The organism is Bradyrhizobium sp. Kon10, from assembly GCF_055807395.1.
Map to the genome: position 1 here is coordinate 174868 of NZ_JBVVOZ010000007.1, position 16881 is coordinate 191748.

At 63.3% G+C, this 16881-nt stretch carries 14 protein-coding genes and 1 tRNA gene; 3 read left to right on the top strand and 12 right to left on the bottom strand.

Features of this window, described 5'->3' with window-relative positions; all coding sequences use genetic code 11:
* The first annotated feature begins 378 nt into the window (after positions 1-378).
* The gene (locus AC0L2O_RS13215) at positions 379-597 is read left to right on the top strand and encodes a hypothetical protein (RefSeq protein WP_473370025.1); all 219 of its coding nucleotides are present in this window, start codon (positions 379-381) and stop codon (positions 595-597) included.
* 28 nt (positions 598-625) lie between these two features.
* Here the strand turns inward: AC0L2O_RS13215 and AC0L2O_RS13220 are convergent.
* A tRNA-Leu gene (locus AC0L2O_RS13220) sits at positions 626-710 on the bottom strand.
* A 156-nt stretch (positions 711-866) separates the two neighbouring features.
* On the opposite strand from AC0L2O_RS13220, the gene AC0L2O_RS13225 reads away from it, so the two are divergent.
* On the top strand, positions 867-1409 hold the full coding sequence (locus AC0L2O_RS13225) for a disulfide bond formation protein B (RefSeq protein WP_369719456.1): 543 nt from the start codon (positions 867-869) through the stop codon (positions 1407-1409).
* Positions 1410-1414: 5 nt separating this feature from the next.
* Here the strand turns inward: AC0L2O_RS13225 and AC0L2O_RS13230 are convergent, their stop codons facing one another.
* From AC0L2O_RS13230 to AC0L2O_RS13240, 3 genes are read right to left on the bottom strand one after another with little or no spacing between them, the layout of a single operon-like run.
* Positions 1415-2146: an ABC transporter ATP-binding protein gene (locus AC0L2O_RS13230; RefSeq protein WP_473370026.1), complete on the bottom strand. Its 732-nt coding sequence runs from the start codon at positions 2144-2146 to the stop codon at positions 1415-1417.
* Entirely contained in the window at positions 2143-3912 is a 1770-nt protein-coding gene (locus AC0L2O_RS13235) for a branched-chain amino acid ABC transporter ATP-binding protein/permease (protein ID WP_473370027.1), read from the bottom strand. The genes AC0L2O_RS13230 and AC0L2O_RS13235 overlap by 4 nt, the downstream gene beginning before the upstream one ends.
* A gap of 7 nt (positions 3913-3919) precedes the next feature.
* Positions 3920-4960: a branched-chain amino acid ABC transporter permease gene (locus AC0L2O_RS13240; protein WP_369719453.1), complete on the bottom strand. Its 1041-nt coding sequence runs from the start codon at positions 4958-4960 to the stop codon at positions 3920-3922.
* A 177-nt stretch (positions 4961-5137) separates the two neighbouring features.
* Between AC0L2O_RS13240 and AC0L2O_RS13245 the strand changes: the two genes are divergently transcribed.
* Entirely contained in the window at positions 5138-5647 is a 510-nt protein-coding gene (locus AC0L2O_RS13245; protein ID WP_369719452.1) for a MarR family winged helix-turn-helix transcriptional regulator, read from the top strand.
* A 19-nt stretch (positions 5648-5666) separates the two neighbouring features.
* Here the strand turns inward: AC0L2O_RS13245 and AC0L2O_RS13250 are convergent, their stop codons facing one another.
* From AC0L2O_RS13250 to AC0L2O_RS13285, 8 genes are all read right to left on the bottom strand, one after another.
* Complete coding sequence (locus tag AC0L2O_RS13250; RefSeq protein ID WP_473370028.1) at positions 5667-7772, bottom strand: putative bifunctional diguanylate cyclase/phosphodiesterase; 2106 nt, start codon at positions 7770-7772, stop codon at positions 5667-5669.
* 232 nt (positions 7773-8004) lie between these two features.
* Positions 8005-9288, bottom strand: coding sequence for a glycerate kinase type-2 family protein (locus AC0L2O_RS13255; RefSeq protein ID WP_473370029.1), 1284 nt, complete (start codon positions 9286-9288; stop codon positions 8005-8007).
* Between the two features lie 188 nt (positions 9289-9476).
* Positions 9477-10706, bottom strand: coding sequence for an ABC transporter substrate-binding protein (locus AC0L2O_RS13260; protein WP_369719451.1), 1230 nt, complete (start codon positions 10704-10706; stop codon positions 9477-9479).
* Positions 10707-10874: 168 nt separating this feature from the next.
* Positions 10875-12104 (bottom strand): ABC transporter substrate-binding protein, encoded by a 1230-nt coding sequence (locus AC0L2O_RS13265; protein ID WP_473370030.1) that lies wholly within the window; start codon positions 12102-12104, stop codon positions 10875-10877.
* A 260-nt stretch (positions 12105-12364) separates the two neighbouring features.
* Positions 12365-13531, bottom strand: a complete 1167-nt coding sequence (locus tag AC0L2O_RS13270; protein ID WP_473370073.1) for an ABC transporter substrate-binding protein — start codon at positions 13529-13531, stop codon at positions 12365-12367.
* Between the two features lie 179 nt (positions 13532-13710).
* Positions 13711-14943 carry an ABC transporter substrate-binding protein gene (locus AC0L2O_RS13275; protein WP_473370031.1) on the bottom strand — a complete coding sequence of 411 codons (1233 nt, stop codon included), beginning with the start codon at positions 14941-14943 and terminating at the stop codon, positions 13711-13713.
* Positions 14944-14971: 28 nt separating this feature from the next.
* A complete protein-coding gene (locus AC0L2O_RS13280; protein ID WP_369719448.1) occupies positions 14972-15988 on the bottom strand; it encodes a branched-chain amino acid ABC transporter permease in 1017 nt (338 codons plus the stop codon).
* Between the two features lie 2 nt (positions 15989-15990).
* Entirely contained in the window at positions 15991-16869 is an 879-nt protein-coding gene (locus tag AC0L2O_RS13285) for a branched-chain amino acid ABC transporter permease (protein WP_473370032.1), read from the bottom strand.
* Positions 16870-16881: the final 12 nt, after the last annotated feature.

Genomic DNA, 16881 nt, shown 5'->3' on the forward strand with positions numbered 1-16881 from the left:
GATCACGATGATCCATCCCGTGACCCATGCGAGGGCTTCTCGTTCAAAAATGTCTCGGGGGGCTTGGACCGGCAAAATCGGCCTCTCCGGGTGATTCCAGAAATGAACATGGACACACGGCGATGGTTCCCATTAGGGCAGCCACGGCTGCGACGCTCTTGCGGCGCCGTGGAGTACCCTCACACGCAGAAGCCTTGGCGACCGTGGACGCCTTCGCCTGAATCGGTCCACATCCCAAATTGATCCTGCCCGTACACTTCGCTCAACTTATTATCGTCGTCTCATTCGAAGCGCCCACTCAAGCAAGCCGCATTCGGGATATTCCGCAACTCTTATCGAGCGGTCTGTGGCGCCGCCTCTCAACCCTGCGCGCCTGCCTTGACCGGCATCACCTTCTTGGGATTGAGCCAGTGGTCATCTGCTCAATGCTCGCGTTTTCGAAATAGCGAAATTCGTGGTGAGCGTTTGTTTCCGGATACCAACCAAAATGTCAATAAAGCGGACGCCAGCGGTGAATGGTCCGCGAAATTTCACGCGTGTTTTCAATGCAGCCGCGAAATTTTTCCTTCAAGAGAAGGAAACGACGTGTTGCCGTAAGTCGTTGGGATGTCTGATCTTTTCAGCTTGGTGCCCCTGGCCGGAATCGAACCAGCACTCCTTGCGGAACTCGATTTTGAGTCGAGCGCGTCTACCAGTTCCGCCACAGGGGCCCTCGGTCGGTCCCGGGACGGGGCCTCGCGAAGCCGGCGGACTATAGCCATCGCGAAAGCCCGGTCAACCCGCGCCAAAGTGATCCCGGCCGTTCTCGACAGGGCTGCGGGCCGGGGTTAGAGGCTTATAGGCACGACCCATCCGGAGAGGCTGCCGTGACGAGCCAGAGTGCTGCAATACCTGCGTTTAAACCGGCCGTGGGAGCGCCTGCGCTGACCGCCGCGCTGGCCGTCACCCTGATCGCGGCGGCGACGATCGCGGGCGCCTGGTTCTTCCAGCTGGTTCTCGACATCCTGCCCTGTCCGCTCTGCCTCGAGCAGCGCTACGCTTATTATCTCGCGATCCCGCTCGGTGCGCTCACGGTGCTGGCGGCGAGGAGTGGCGCGCCGCGGCCGCTGCTGCTCGCAGGCCTGGCCATCCTCGCGCTGGCGGCGCTCGCCAATGCCGGTCTCGGGACCTACCATTCCGGCGTTGAGTGGGGTCTTTGGAAGGGGCCGACCGATTGCACCGGTCCGGTCGGCAATCTCGGCAGCGCCGGAGATCTGCTGTCGCGGCTGGACACCGTGAAGGTGGTGCGCTGCGACGAGGTGCAGTGGCGCTTCCTCGGCCTCTCGCTCGCCGGCTACAATGTGCTGATCTCGCTGCTGATGGCCGCGATCGCCGCCTGGGGCTTTGTACGGACGGCAAAGCCCAGGTAGCTAGTCTAGAGCGCGCTCGCGGCTTCGTGCTGAAAGCCGAGATAGCTCGCCGCGACCTGTTCGTTTGCGGCGATATCGCTGGCCTTGCCGCTCAGCACGAATTCGCCGAGCTCCATCACGTAAGCGCGGTCGGCGATCTTCAGCGCGGCCTGTGCATTCTGCTCGACCAGCAGCACGGAGACACCGCTGGCGCGAAGCTCTGTGACAATGCGGAAGATGTCGGCGACGATGATCGGGGCGAGGCCGAGGCTCGGCTCGTCCAGCATCAGCAGTTTCGGCTCGCCCATCAGCGCACGGCCCATCGCGAGCATCTGCTGCTCGCCGCCGGACAAGGTGCCGGCGAGCTGCTTGCGCCGCTCCTTCAGGCGCGGAAACAACGTGTAGATACGCTCGATCGAAGTCTTTGCCTTGCTTCGCTCGATGCGGAAGGCCCCGAGCTCGAGATTGTCCTCGATGTTCATGGTCACGAACAGTTCGCGGTGCTCGGGGACGAGCCCCAGGCCCATCGCGACGCGGTCTTCGATGTCGAGCCGCGCCAGATCCTGGCCTGCAAAGCTGACGCGGCCCTTCAGCGGAAAAATCCCCATGATGGCCGAGAGCAGCGTGGTCTTGCCGGCGCCGTTGGCGCCGACAATGGTGACGATCTCGTTGGCGCCGACCTCGAGCGAGACCGAGCGCACGGCCTCGACCTTGCCGTACGAGACATGCGCATCGCTGACCGACAACAAGGCGCTCATGCCGCCACTCCGAGATAGGCCTTGATCACTTCGGGGTTGGTCTTGATCGTGGCGGGCGTGCCTTCGGCGATCTTGGTGCCGAAATCGAGCACCACGATGCGGTCGGCAAGGTTCATCACAAACCCCATGTCGTGCTCGACCAGCAGCACGCTCATGCCGCCGTCGCGCAACTCGCGCAGCAGCTTGGCAAGCTGTTGCTTCTCCATGTGGCGCAGGCCGGCGGCCGGCTCGTCGAGCAGCAGCAGCATCGGATCGACGCACAGCGCGCGCGCGATCTCGACGATGCGCTGCTGGCCAAGCGACAGGCTGCCCGCGAGCTGGTGCATCTGCTCGGCAAGCCCGACCCGCTCGATCTGGCGGGCGGCCTCCGCAAGCAATTTTGCCTCGTCGGCGCGGTCGAGCCGCAGCATGGAGGAGATCGGACCGGAATGGCCGCGCAGATGCGCGCCGATCGCGACGTTCTCCAGCACGGTCATGTCGGGGACGAGCTTCACGTGCTGGAAGGTGCGGGAGATGCCGAGCTTGACGATCTCCTGCGGCGGCGCCCGGTCGACCTTGTTGCCGAGCACGGAGATCGAGCCCGAGGTGGCCGACAGCACGCCGGTGATCAGGTTGAAGGTCGTGCTCTTGCCTGCGCCGTTCGGTCCGATCAGCGCGACGATCTCGCGGGCCTGGACGTCGAAGGAGACATTGTTGACCGCAATGACGCCGCCGAATTGCTTGCGCGCTTTCTCGACCTGGAGCAGGACGCCGGATTGGCCCACTGAGCGGGTGCGCGCCTCGAGCTTCAGCGAGGTGTCCGGCTTTTTGCCGCCGGACCTTTCGGGCAGCAACGACATCAGCCAGGGCCAGACGCCGCCGGGGGCAAGCTGGAGCAGCGCCACGAGCATGATGCCGAACACGATGGTCTCGACCTGGCCGGAGCCGGGCAGGATCAGCGGCAGATAGCTCTGCAGCACCTCTTTCAGGATCACGACGATCGCCGCGCCGAGCACGCCGCCCCAGACATAACCGGCGCCGCCGACCACGGCGATGAAGAGATATTCGATGCCGGCCTGCGCGCCGAACGGCGTCGGGTTCACCGCGCGCTGGAGATGGGCATAGAGCCAGCCGGAAAGGCCGGCGAGCACCGCGGCATGGATGAACACCAGCATTTTTGCGCGCGGCGTCTGCACGCCGAACGCTTCGGCCGCGACATGTCCGCGTCGCAGTGCCCGAATGGCACGGCCGGTGCGGGAGTCCAGCAGGTTCATGGTGACGAGCGCCGAGAGGATCACGGCGACCCAGATCGCGTAATAGATCGAACCGGGTGAGAGCATCCTGAACGAGCCGATCGACAGCGGCGGAATCGCCGAGATGCCGTCATTGCGGCCGAGGAATTCCAGCTTGCTGAAGAGGTAGAACAGGCCAAGCCCCCAGGCCAGCGTGCCGAGCGGCAGATAATGGCCGGAGAGGCGGACCGTGACGAGGCCGAGCAGGACCGCCAGCAGGCCGCTCACCACCAGCGAGAGCGGCAAGGTCAGCCAGGGTGACAGACCGTAAGTCGCCGACAGCACCGCGGTGGTGTAGGCGCCGAAGCCGACAAAAGCCGCCTGGCCGAACGAGGTCAGGCCGCCGACGCCGGTGAGCAACACGAGCCCCATCGCGACCAGGGCCGTGAGGCCGATATTGTCGAGCAGCACGATCCAGAACGGCGGCATGCCCGGGACAAACGGGATCGCCGCCATCACGAGCGCGAAGATGAGAATGGGAAGCCGGTTCTGCATCTTGGCGTCAGTCCTTCTCTTCCTCGACGGCGGGGGCTGCCAGCGAACGCAGCAGCAGCACCGGAATCAACAGCATGAACACGATCACCTCCTTGTAGTTGGAGGCATAGAACGACGAGAACGCCTCGACGATGCCGACAAAGAGCGCCGCAATGGCGGTGAGCGGATAGCTGACCAGCCCGCCGATGATCGCGGCGACGAAGCCTTTCAGGCCGATCAGGAAGCCCGAGTCGTAATAGAGAGTGGTGATCGGCACGATCAAAATGCCCGAGAGCGCGCCGATCACGGACGCGAGCAAAAAGGCGATCTGCCCCGATAGCGAGGTGCGGATGCCGACGAGCCGCGCCCCGAGCCGGTTGACGGCGGTAGCCCGCAGCGCCTTGCCGTAGAGCGTCAAGCCGAAGAACAGCCACAAGCCGACGATGAAGGCGACGGTGATGCCGTAGACCGCGAGACTCTGGCCGGTGAACCGCAGCGAGCCCGCGGTGAAGGCGGCCGACAGCACGGCGGGCCCGCGCTGGCCCTCGGCGCCGAAGAACAGCAAGCCAAGTCCCTGCAGCGCCAGATGGACGCCGACCGAGGCGATCAGCAGCACCAGCACGGAGGTGTGCGCCAGCGGCTGAAACACGATGCGGTAGAGCGACAGTCCGATCAGTGCGACAATCACCAGGGACAGCGCCATGGCGACCGCGATCGGCGGCTTCTGGCCGGAGAGGTAAATGGTTACAGCCAGCACGATGGCGGGCAGCACGATGTTGGCGAGCAGGCTCCGCGCAACCAGCCGGCCATGCAGCGCCTTGCGGGCCGCGAACAGGTCGAAGGCGAAGGCGACGATGCCCATGGCCAGCGCGAGCTTGGCCGTGCCGGGCATCTGGCCCGAGGCCAGCGAGGCATAGGTCAGCGCGCCATAGGTGACGAACTCGCCCTGCGGAATCAGGATGACGCGGGTGACGGCGAACACCAACACCAGCGCCAGCCCGAGAAGCGCATAGATCGCGCCATTGGTGATGCCGTCCTGCAGCAGGAACAGCATGATGGTGGTATTCAAGACCGGACGCTCCCCCTCAAAGATTAAGGACCGTCTCCGCAATTGCGGTGGATGGTCCCTTCACAGCCATTGAAATACGCTGACGATATTTGATATGGTCCATAACAATTATCAAATATAACATCAAGGGTGGGGAACGACCCGTCCCGAATTTAGCGGGATTGCGAGCACGAGGCGATGACCGTTTCTAAAACCGCTGAAAAACTGGCCGAGGCGGCCAAGGGCCGCAAGGACCCGTCCGACGGCCCGCCCGAAGCCCTCCAGCTCGGCGAGCTGTCCGAACAGCTCGGCTATGTGCTCAAGCGCGCCCAGCTCAAGGTGTTCGAGAATTTCTTGCGCTGCGTGGCCTCGCTCCAGCTCACGCCGGCGCAGTTTTCCGTGCTGCTGCTGGTCGAGAAGAATCCGGGCCGTAACCAGACCGAGATCGCCTCCACCCTCGGCATCCTGCGCCCGAATTTCGTGGCCCTGCTCGACAATCTCGAAAGTCGCGACCTCTGCGCCCGGATCCGCTCCACCAACGACCGCCGCTCGCACATTCTGGTGCTGACCGACAAGGGCAAGGCGGTGCTGGCGCGGGCCAGGAAACTCGTCGCCACCAAGCACGAGTCGCGGCTGAACGAGCTGCTCGGGCAAGCCAACCGCGAAGCCCTGCTCGGGATGCTCTCGAAGATCGCCAACGAGTTTTGACGGGGCGCGGACCGTCGCGTCAGGCGGCGGCGATACGAGCCGGTCCGATGCGCCCCTCCGGCAACAGAAAGCGGCGTTCGATCTCGGCGGCCGGCACCGGGCGGCTGAACAGATAGCCCTGCATTTCCGTGCAGCCTTCGGCCGCGATCCGATCCCGCTGCTCGTCGGTCTCGACGCCCTCGGCCGTGGTCGTCATGCCCATGCCGCGCGCCAGCGCAACGACCGCTCTCACGATGCTCAGCGAGCCCGCGTCGTTTGCCACGCCGCTGACGAAGGAACGATCGATCTTGATCTTGTCGAACGGGAAACATTGCAGATAGGTCAGCGACGAATAGCCCGTGCCGAAATCATCCATTGCGATCCTGATACCGAGTGCGCGCAGCCGGTGCAGCGTTGCCAGCGTTGCGTCCCTGTCCTGCAGCAGCACGCTTTCCGTGATCTCGATTTCCAGCCGCCGCGGATCGAGGCGCGAGGCCGCCAGCGCGCCGACGATCACCTCGGTCAGGCCCGGATGGCGGAATTGCGCCGCCGAGATGTTGATGGCGACGTGGAGGTGGTTCGGCCACCGGCTCGCGGTGGCACAGGCCTGCCGGATCACCCATTCCCCGACCGGCACGATCAGGCCGATCTCTTCGGCGAGCGGGATGAAGTCGTTGGGTGCGACGAGGCCGCGTTGCGGATGCCGCCATCGGATCAGCGCCTCGAACCCGCTGATCTCGGGGACGTCGGCCTTGACGATCGGCTGGTAGTGCAATTCGAACTCGCCTGCCGCAAGGCCCTTCCGCAGGTCCTGCTCCAGTGCGCGGCGGCTCTGCACCTCCTGGTCCATTGACGGCTCGAAGAAGCGCTGCAGGCCGCGGCCATCGCTTTTGGCCCGATAGAGCGCAAGGTCCGCATTGTGCAGCAGCAGTTCGGGCGTCCTGCCGTCCCTGGGCGCCAGGGCGATGCCGATGCTGGCGCCCGTGACGGCCTGGTGCCCGTCAAGCTCGAACGGGACGCTCAATCGCTCGACGACGCGGCGCGCGAGCACGCCCGCTTCGGCCGAATCGGAAATCGGGGTCTGGAGAATCACGAATTCATCGCCGCCCATCCGCGCGATCGTATCGCTGTCGCGCCCGAGCTCGCGCAGGCGGCGGGCGACATCCTTCAACAGCGTGTCGCCGGCGAGATGACCCAGGGTGTCGTTGACCGCCTTGAACTTGTCGAGATCGATGTGGTGGACCGCGAACGTGCCTCCTAGCGCGAGAGCCTGCTCGAGGCGCTGGCCGAGCAGGGCTCGATTGGCAAGGTCGGTGAGCGCGTCGTGATGCGCCATGTGGGCAATCTGCAGCTCCGCCTTCCGCTGCTCGGTGATGTCTTCATGGGTCGCGACCCAGCCGAGGTCAGGCATCGGCCGGTGCCTGATCTTGAAGGTCCGCCCGTTCCGCATTTCGAGGATGCTGTCGCTGGCCTCGGCCGAAATCGCGACGTCGGTCCGCCATTTCAGATACGCCTCTCGCGGCATCGGCGGCACGCTGCCCGCCTCGAAGCGCATATCCAGGATTTCCGCGAGAGGCGTGCCCGGACGGACGCGGTCGGCCGACAGGCCATACATGTCGATGAAGTGCGTGTTGCAGACCAGCAGCCGGTGGTTGGCGTCGAAGAAGCAGAGCCCGTGCGACATGTTGTTGATCGCGGTGTCGAACTGCAAATTGCGCTGCTGCAGCCGTGCGCTGAGCTCCTCGCGCTCGGTGATGTCCTCGTGGGTCGCCATGCCGCCGCCGCCGGGCAGGGGATGGATGGTGTAGGCCATGATCCTTCCGTCGGCGAATTCCTGGACGGTGTTCTCGGTGACGACGTCGCCTTCGGTGCGCGCGCGCACATAGGCTCCGGCTTCGCCGCGGATCTTCAGGCCGAGTTTGAGCCGGTGCTCGATCAGCCCGGCGACCGGCGTGCCCGGTCGCACCTGTTCGGGCGACAGCGCGTACATCTCACGATAGCGCGGATTGCAGAAAATGACCTTGCGCTCGCTGTCGAACAGGATGATCCCGAGCCATAGGTTGTTGACGGCCGCCTCGAGCAGTTCGCCCAAGACGAACCGGTCGGCGCCGTCGCTGTCACAATTGGCCAAAGCATGATCGGCCACGCGTGCTTGCCCCCAATATCATGGGCAATTAAAGCAGCCGGCGGTGAATGACCTCCACCGAATTGCCTGTTCCCAGGGCAGGTTCCTGAAGTTGCGGCGAATGTCTGGTTAATGAAGGCCGGCAGGGCCATCGTGGAACGTCGGTACGGCCGGATTTTCAGGGATCATTAGCCATTCGGGGCGGCGCACCGGGCAGGCGATCGGGTGGAACGCCGGCGCCGATCGCGCGGCCTCAATCCACCAAAATCACCCGGATATCGTTGACGTTGGTCAGCGTCGGCCCGGGCAGCAGCAAGTCGCCCGTCGCTTCGAAGAAATTGGTCGCGTCGTTGTTGTCCAGATAGGCCTGCGGCTGAAGCGCTAGCGCCTTCATCTTCGCGAACGTGGTGGCGTCGATCAGCGCGCCGGCGGGGTCGGTGGGATGGCCGGCGCCGCCGTCGGCACCGTCGGTGTCGCCGGCCAGCGCCGCGATATCAGGTGTGTCCTTCAGGAGAGCCGCCAGCGCCAGCGCATATTCCTGGTTCGGCCCGCCGCGGCCATGGCCGCGCACGGTGACCGTGAGCTCGCCGCCGGAGAGGATCGCGATGCGCTTGCCTTGCGCGCGCGCCTGGAGCGCGAGCCTGGCGTGATCGGCGGCAACCTCGCGCGCCTCGCCCTCGAGATCGGCGCCGAGATCGATGGTCTCGTAGCCGGCGTCTTTCGCCAGCCTCACCGCGGCGTCGAGCGATTGCTTGGGGCGCGCGATCAATTCGAAATGCGCGCGCGCGAAGGCGGCATCACCCGGCTTGCAGCTTTCATTGGCGGGATATTCGAGCGCGCGGCGCACGGCATCGTCGATGTCGAGCTTGTACTTCGCCACGATCGCGCGCGCATCCGCCAGCGTGGTCGGATCGGGCACGGTGGGACCGGACGCGATCGCGGAAGGATCGTCATGCGGCACGTCGGAGATCGCGAGCGTCACGATCTCGGCCGCGTTCTGGCCGGCGCGCGCCAGCCGGCCGCCCTTGATGCGCGAAAGATGCTTGCGCACGGTGTTCACTTCGCCGATCGGCGCGCCCGAGCGCAACAGCGCCTTGTTGACCGCCTGCTTCTGCGCGAAGCTGATGCCGCGCGCCGGTGCGATCCAGTTCGCGGAGCCGCCGCCGGTGAGCAGCACCAGCAGCAGATCGTCGGGCCCGGCCTGCGCGGCCAGTTCGAGCGTGTCGGCCGCGCCCCGCAGGCCGGCTTCGTCAGGCACGGGATGGCCGGCCTCGACCACGCGGATGCGGCGCGTCGGCACGCCGTAGCCGTGGCGGGTGGTGGCGATGCCGACCAGCCGCTCCGGCGCGAGCTTGAGCGTGTCGAGATAGTGCCGCTCCGCGGCCGCGGCCATCGCGCCTGCGCCCTTGCCGGCGGCGAGGCAGATCACGTGTCCCTTCGGAGCGGGCCGCAGATGCGGCGCCAGCACCGTGTCGGGATGCGCGGCGGCAACGGCGGCGTCGTAGAGCGCGCGGAGCAGGGGACGTCGGTCGGTCATGACGATGGCCTTCAGCGAACGAGCATGTGGCGGCGATATCGCCGGCTACCTGCCTACCGCATCAGACGTGAGAGCGTAAAGCAGGGTTTGCCGTCATTCGATTGTGCAATCGCGTGATCATAATCCGCACGCAGGCAAAAGCCCCCTGCGATGTCCTCGCAGGGGGCTATCTGTCGTTGCGTATGCGGCTAGCCGCCGACGTCGGCGCTGATCACGTCGCCGAACAGATCCCACTTCTCGCCCTTGAATCTTTCGAGCTGGAGCTGGCTGATCGGCGCGAAGTCGGTCGGGGAGGTGTTGATCTGGATGCCCGGCAGCAGCACCTCGGTGCGGAAGTTCTTCAGGCTGGCGGCCTGCTTCATGACGTTCGCGCGGGTGAGATCGTCCCCGCACTGCTTCAGCACCTGGACCAGGGTCTGGGCCACGCCGTAGCCGACGATGGTGCCGTGGTCGAGCTTGTCGCCGTCCGGGAAGTATTTTGTCATGAAGGCGAGGAAGTCCTTCATGCCGGGATCATTATTCCATTCCGGATCGGACACGTCCTTCAGATAGTCGGCAGAGATGATGTCCTGCGAGTTCTCGAAGCCCGCGGGTTTGAGCACGCTGCCGACGGAGGCCGAGACGTTGTTGAGGAAGTGCAGCGGCTTCCAGCCGACCTCGGCGATCTTCTTGATCGCCTGCGCTGCGAATTTCGGCGTCGTGATATTCATGAAGACATCGGCGCCGGTCGACTTCAGCTTGACGATGTGGTTGTCGATGGTCGGCTCGGAGGTCTCGTAGCTCTCTTCCGCAACGATCATCGAGGCCGCCTTGGCACCCAGGCCGTCCTTCAGGCCCTTCACATAGTCCTTGCCGTAATCGTCGTTCTGGTAGAGCACGGCGATCTTGGCGTCCGGCTTGTTCTTCAAGAGCCACTTCGCATAGATCTGCGTCTCGCTCTGGTAGTTGGGCTGCCAGCCCATCGTCCAAGGGAAGTCTTTCGGATCGTTCCACTTGGTGGCGCCGGTCGCGACGAACAGCTGCGGCACCTTCTTCGAGTTCATGTATTTGTGGATCGCTGAATTCGGCGGCGTGCCGAGCGAATTGAAGATGAACAGCACTTCGTCGCTCTCGACCAGCTTGCGCGCCTGCTCGACCGTCTTCGGCGGCGAGTAGGCATCGTCATACGAGATGAAGTTGATCTTGCGGCCGTTGATGCCGCCTTCCTCGTTGATCTTCTTGAAATAGGCGGCCTCGGTCCGCCCGATGATGCCGTAGGCGGAGGCCGGTCCGCTGTAGGGCATGATGTTGCCGACCTTGATCTCGGTATCGGTCGCGCCGGTATCGTATTTCTTCTGGGCCGACGCGATGGTGGTCGATGCCGCAATGAGCGCGAGCGCCAGAGACGCGGCCGCAAGCTTGCCGGTGACAGCGGGCATTCCTATCTCCCTATTTTCTTGGTGTGTGTGCGTTCCTTTTTTTGTCTTCATGGTTTTTGGCGGACGCGACTGCAATTCAATACGATTTACCCGGTGTCTTCAAGAAAAAGCCCCTGCGATCCGGTCGCAGGGGCTGCTTCTTTAGTAGACATTCTCGCTGGCTTGGCTTCAGCCGCCGACGTCGCCGCTGATGACCTCGCCGAACAGCTCCCAGGTCTCGCCCTTGAAGCGCTCGAGTTGCACCTGCGAGATCGGGGCGAAGTCGGTGGGGCTGGTGTTAACCTTGATGCCGGGAAGCAGTCCGGCGGGCTCGAAATCTCTCAGGCTCGCGGCCTGCTTCATGATGTTTTCGCGAGTGAGATTGTCGCCGCAGGCCTTTAACACCTGCACGAGCCCTTGCGAGACGATGTAGCCGTACATGACCGAAGCGTCGGCGCGGTTCGCATCCGGGTAGTATTTGTCCAGGAATTCGTTCCAGGCCTTCATGCCTGGATCGTTCTTCCACTGCGGATCGGTCGGGTCCTTGAAGTATTGCGAGGAGATGATGCCCTGCGCGTTGTCGAAACCCGCCGGCTTGATCACGCTGCCGATGGATGCCGAGACGTTGTTGAGAAAATGCATGGGCTTCCAGCCGATCTCGGCGTTCTTCTTGATCGCCTGCGCCGCGAATTTCGGCGTGGTGATGTTGAAGAACACGTCGGCGCCGGTCGACTTCATCTTGACGATGTGGGAATCGATCGTCGGCTCGGATACCTCGTAGCTTTCCTCGATCACGATCATCGAGCTGGCCTTGGCGCCAAGTCCCTCCTTGAAGCCTTTCAGATAGTCCTTGCCGTAGTCGTCGTTCTGATACAGCACGGCGATCTTGCCGTCCGAATGGTTTTTCAGGATGTATTTCGCGTAGATGATGGCTTCGCTCTGGTAGTTGGGCTGCCAGCCCATGGTCCAGGGAAATTCCTTCGGGTCGTTCCACTTGGTGGCGCCCGTGGCGACGAACAGCTGCGGCACCTTCTTCGAGTTCATGTATTTCTGGATAGCGGAGTTGGGCGGCGTGCCGAGCGAGTTGAAGATCAGGAGCACCTCGTCGCTCTCCACAAGCTTCCGCGCCTGCTCGACCGTCTTCGGCGGCGAGTAGGCATCGTCATAGCTGATGAAGTTGATCTTGCGGCCGTTGATCCCGCCTTCCGCGTTGATCTTGCGGAAATAGGCTTCTTCGGTCTTGCCGATGACGCCGTAAGCCGAGGCGGGGCCGCTGTAAGGCATGATGTTGCCGATCTTGATCTCGGTGTCCGTTGCGCCGGTGTCGTATTTTTTTTGCGCCGACGCTGCCGTGGATAGGACGGCAGTCAGCGCGAGAGCAGCCGCAAGGGCCCCCAGGCGCACATGCATCGCAGGCATCTTGATCTCCCTTGGTCCGTTTCAATGTGTCGTTTTTTTTGATTGGGAGCGCTCGTTTGCGTCGCTCCTCTGCACATTGAATACCCTTCCCGCCCGGCCAGCAAGAAAAACGCCTCAATGATAATCGCAGTCGACGCAATTTGATCGATGCGGCGCGGAATATTCCGGCCGGTGAGATTCCGTCTCTCGCGGCAACTGACTGATCCTGAGTTGCGTCCCGAATCCAGCGTCACTTCAAATTGCGCTGCGGGGAAAGAACTCTAATGGCCAATCTCGCTCGAGATCACGTCGCCGAACAGCTCCCATTTTTTGCCCCTGAACCGCATCATCTGGAGCTGCTCGATCGGAGCGAAATTGTCGGGCGCGGTGTTGATCTTGATGCCGGGCAGCAGCGTATCGGGCTCGAAATCCTTCAAGGACGCGGCCTGCTTCATGATGTTGTCGCGGGTGAGGTCGTCACCGCACATTTGCAGCACCTTCACCATGGTCTGCGCGGCCGCGTAGCCGAACACCACGCCGGCATCGAGCTTGTTCGCCTTAGGGGCGTACTTCGCGACGAAGTTATAGAACCGCTTCATGCCGTCGTCGGCATTCCATTGCGGGTCGGAGCCGTCCTTGATGTAGCTCGCCGACAGGATGCCTTGTGCAATCTCGAAGCCCGCGGGCTCGATCACGCCGCCGACAGAAGCCGAGACGTTGGAGATGATGTGGATCGGATGCCAGTTGATCTCGGCCGCCTTCTTGATCGCCTGGGCGGCAAATTTCGGCGTGGTGACGCTGATGAAGACGTCGGCGCCCGCCGCCTTCAGCTTCACGACATGCTCGTCGACGGCAGGCTCCGTGGTGTCGTAGCCCTCTTCCAGCACGATCATCGAGGCCTTGGCGCCGAGGCCGTCCTTCAGCCCGTTCAAATAGTCCTTGCCGAAATCGTCGTTCTGGTAGAGCACGCCGATCTTGGCGTCGGGCTTCTCTGTCATGATGTATTTGGCATAGATCCGCGCCTCGCTGGCGTAGCTCGGCTGCCAGCCCATGGTCCAGGGATATTGCCGGGGGTCGTTCCACTTCGAGGCGCCGCTCGCCACGAACAGTTGCGGCACCTTCTTGTCGTTCATGTATTTGCGGATGGCGCCGTTGGTGGAGGTGCCGAGCGAGCCGAAGATCAGAAGCACGCCGTCGCTCTCGACCAGCTTGCGCGCCTGCTCCACCGTTTTCGGCGGCGAATAGGCATCGTCATAGGAGATGAATTTGACCTTGCGGCCGTTGATGCCGCCTTCGGCGTTGATCTTGTTGAAATAGGCGTCCTCGGTCTGGCCGATCACGGCATAGGCGGAGGCCGGGCCGCTATAGGGCATGATATTGCCGATTTTGATCTCGGTGTCGGTCGCCCCGGTGTCGTATTTCTTCTGCGCCAGCGCCGGGTTGCACATCGCAGTGCACAACGTGAATGCCGCCCAAACGGACGCAACCTGAAATCGAACGGCGATCATTGCTCTCCCACCCGCGGCTGGATCGGCCCGCATTGAACAAGATTGAAGCATGACGTCAACAAAAAGCCCCCGCGTTCGATCGCGGGGGCTTCTCGACTTTCGACTATGGCGTCAGCGCATCATTCCGGAGCGACATCGCCGTTCAGGATCTCGCCGAACTGTTCCCATCTCTCGCCCTTGAAACGCTGCATCTGGAGCTGGCTGATCGGGGCGAAGTCGCTTGGACCGGTGTTGATCTTGACACCCGGCAGCAGCGTGTCGGGAGCGAAGTCCTTCAGGCTCGCCGCCTGCTTCATCAGATTGGCGCGGGTGAGATCGTCGCCGCACTGCTCCAGCGCCTTGGCCAGCGTCTGCGCCGCACCATAGCCGTAGACGATGCTGGCATCGGTCTTGTCCGCGCCGGGCATGTACTTGTCGAGGAACTCGGACCACTTCTTCATGCCGGGGTCGTCGTTCCAGCGCGGATCGGCGCCGTCCTTGGCATAGGCCGCCGACAGCACGCCCTGCGAGGCCTCGAAGCCGGCCGGCTTCATCACGCTGCCGACCGACGCCGACACATTGGTGATGATCTGCAGCGGCTTCCAGCCGAGCTCGGCGGTCTTCTTGATGGTCTGGGCGCCGAATTTCGGGGTCGTGTAGATCATCAGCACGTCGGGATTGGCGGCCTTGATCTTGACGATGTGGCCGTCGATCGACGGCTCGGACACCTCGTAGCTCTCCTCCATGATGATGGACGAGGCCTTGGCGCCGAGGCCGTCCTTGGTGCCCTTGAGGTAGTCTTTGCCGAAATCGTCGTTCTGATAGAGGATCGCGATCTTGGCGTCGGGCTTCTCTTTCAGCAGCCATTTCGCGTAGATCTGCGCTTCGCTCTGATAGGAGGGCTGCCACCCCATGGTCCAGGGGAAGTTCTTCGGATCGTTCCACTTGGTGGCGCCGGTGGCGACGAACAACTGCGGGATCTTCTTGGCGTTCAGGTATTTCTGGATCGCGCTGTTCGAGGGCGTGCCCAGCGGGTTGAACACGGCGAGCACCTCGTCGCTCTCGACCAGCTTGCGGACCTGCTCGACCGCCTTGGGCGGTGAATAGCCGTCGTCATAGGTGACGAAGTTGATCTTGCGGCCGTTGATGCCGCCCTTGTCGTTGATCATCTTGAAATAGGCTTCTTCGGTCTTGCCGATGACGCCATAGGCCGAGGCCGGACCGCTGTACGGCATGATGTTGCCGATCTTGATCTCGGTGTCGGTCGCGCCGGTGTCGTATTTCTTCTGAGCGAGTGCTGCGCCGGAGGTGAAAGTGATGACCGCCGTTGCTGTTACCAGCGCGGCGGTTCGGAGTGTTCTTTCGAAAATCAATTTGGTCTCCTTCTTTAATGGACCGTTTTCAGTTCTTTCTGAGTCTTCCGGCGAGTTGCTGGCCCATGATCGCGACCTGCCGTGCGCCGTGCGGCACGAGGTAGATGACGAGGAACAGCAGCACGCCGAACACGGCGCCGGAGAGACCCTTCGAGATGCCCTCCGCGATGTTCGGCACGAAGATGATGAAGGCGGCGCCGACGATCGAGCCGGGCAGCCAGCCCACGCCGCCGACGACCATGCCGAGGAACAGCTGGATCGCCAGCGTGATGGTGAAGCTGTCGGGCGCGACGAACTGGACCGCGATCGCGCTGAGGCCGCCGGCGACGCCGGTGATGCCGGCCGAGACGCCAAAGGCCAGCGTCTTGTAGAGCGCGACGTTGACGCCCATGGCGGAGGCCGCGATCTCGTTGTCGCGGATCGCCATGAAGGCACGGCCCGAGCGGGAGCGCAGCAGGTTCACCGAGAAGATGTAGATCGCGAGCACGACGACGAGCGAGAAGTAATAGAGCCACATGTCCTGCGACATCGGCAGCCCGAACGGTGCGTCCGGCTTGGTGACGACGAGGCCCTGCACGCCGCCGGTCCACTTCTCGAGGAAATTCAATTTCAGCAGCTGCGGCATGGCGGTGGCGAGCGCGAAGGTGGCCAGCGCGAGGTACACGCCGGACAGCCGCAAGGCCGGCTGGCCGAACAGGAAGCCCGCGCCGAAGCAAATGACGCCCGCGACCGGCAGGCAGAGGAAATAGGGGACGTTGAACTGCTCCATCATCACCGCGGTGACATAGGCGCCGACGCCGTAGAACGCGCTCTGGCCAAGCGAGAACTGGCCCGAGCCGCCGGTCAGGATGTTCAGCGCCAGCACGGCGAGACCCAGATACAGCAACTGAGTCAGCTGGAAGATGACGAAGTTCTTCGCAAACAGCGGAACGGCGACGAGAAGCAGCAGCACCACGAGCGAGGTGCCCGTGCCCAGCGTCATGGCGCGCTTCGGAACGGCCTCGACGGCCGGGGCTTCCGTGACGACGTCTTCTACAGCGCTCATGATCAAACTCGCTTGACGATGTGCCGGCCGAACAGACCAGCGGGTTTGACGACCAGGACGGAGATGATCAGCGCGAGCGCGATCGGGAGTTTGAGTTCATTGCCGACCCCGGGGACGTAGGTGCCGACAAGGTTCTCGAAGATGCCCATCAAGAAGCCGCCGACCACGGCCCCGAACGGGCTGGTTAGTCCGCCGAGCACGGCGGCGGCGAAGCCGTAGAGCAGGATGCCGATCATCATGTTGGGTTCCAGGAACACGACGGGAGCGATCAGCATGCCGGCGATCGCGCCGATCGCAGACGCCATGCCCCAGCCGAGCGCGATCATCCAGGAGGTGTTGATGCCGACGAGGCGGGCCGATTCGGGCACCGAGGCGGCCGCCCGCATCGCGAGGCCGATCCGGGTGTACTGGAAGAAGAAGTAGAGACCGATCAGCAGCAGCAAGGTGACGCCGATCATGCCGGCCTGGTGGGTCGAGATCAGCTGGCTGCCAAGAAACGGCGAAGAGCCGAACGGGGTCGGATATTGCTTGATGGTGAAGTCCCAGATCAGGCCGGCCGAGGAGTTGATGATCGAAAACAGCGCAATGAAGCCGGCGACATTGGTGAGGATCGGGGCCTTGGCGAGCGGCTTGAACAGGATGCGCTCGATGGCAATGCCGCCGACGAAGGCGAAGACCAGCGTGAGCACGAAAGCGACCCAATAAGGAACGCCCCACTGCATCAGCTGCCAGGAGATGAAGGTCGAGAACATCGCCATCTCGCCCTGCGCGAAGTTGAGATGGTCGATGGCCTGGTAGATCATGACCACGGCGAGCGCCATGCAGGCGTAGATCGCGCCGGTGGCAATCCCAGCCAGGACCTGGTTGGTAAACAGTTCCATTGTCCCGGCTCC

What these genes read in the sequence shown, in the direction of transcription:
- AC0L2O_RS13230 (WP_473370026.1), bottom strand. Translation starts at nt 2,146, where the DNA reads ATGAGCGCCTTGTTGTCGGTCAGCGATGCGCATGTCTCGTACGGCAAG.
- AC0L2O_RS13235 (WP_473370027.1), bottom strand. Translation starts at nt 3,912, where the DNA reads ATGCAGAACCGGCTTCCCATTCTCATCTTCGCGCTCGTGATGGCGGCG.
- AC0L2O_RS13245 (WP_369719452.1), top strand. Translation starts at nt 5,138, where the DNA reads ATGACCGTTTCTAAAACCGCTGAAAAACTGGCCGAGGCGGCCAAGGGC.
- AC0L2O_RS13255 (WP_473370029.1), bottom strand. Translation starts at nt 9,288, where the DNA reads ATGACCGACCGACGTCCCCTGCTCCGCGCGCTCTACGACGCCGCCGTT.
- AC0L2O_RS13260 (WP_369719451.1), bottom strand. Translation starts at nt 10,706, where the DNA reads ATGCCCGCTGTCACCGGCAAGCTTGCGGCCGCGTCTCTGGCGCTCGCG.
- AC0L2O_RS13265 (WP_473370030.1), bottom strand. Translation starts at nt 12,104, where the DNA reads ATGCCTGCGATGCATGTGCGCCTGGGGGCCCTTGCGGCTGCTCTCGCG.
- AC0L2O_RS13270 (WP_473370073.1), bottom strand. Translation starts at nt 13,531, where the DNA reads ATGTGCAACCCGGCGCTGGCGCAGAAGAAATACGACACCGGGGCGACC.
- AC0L2O_RS13280 (WP_369719448.1), bottom strand. Translation starts at nt 15,988, where the DNA reads ATGAGCGCTGTAGAAGACGTCGTCACGGAAGCCCCGGCCGTCGAGGCC.
- AC0L2O_RS13285 (WP_473370032.1), bottom strand. Translation starts at nt 16,869, where the DNA reads ATGGAACTGTTTACCAACCAGGTCCTGGCTGGGATTGCCACCGGCGCG.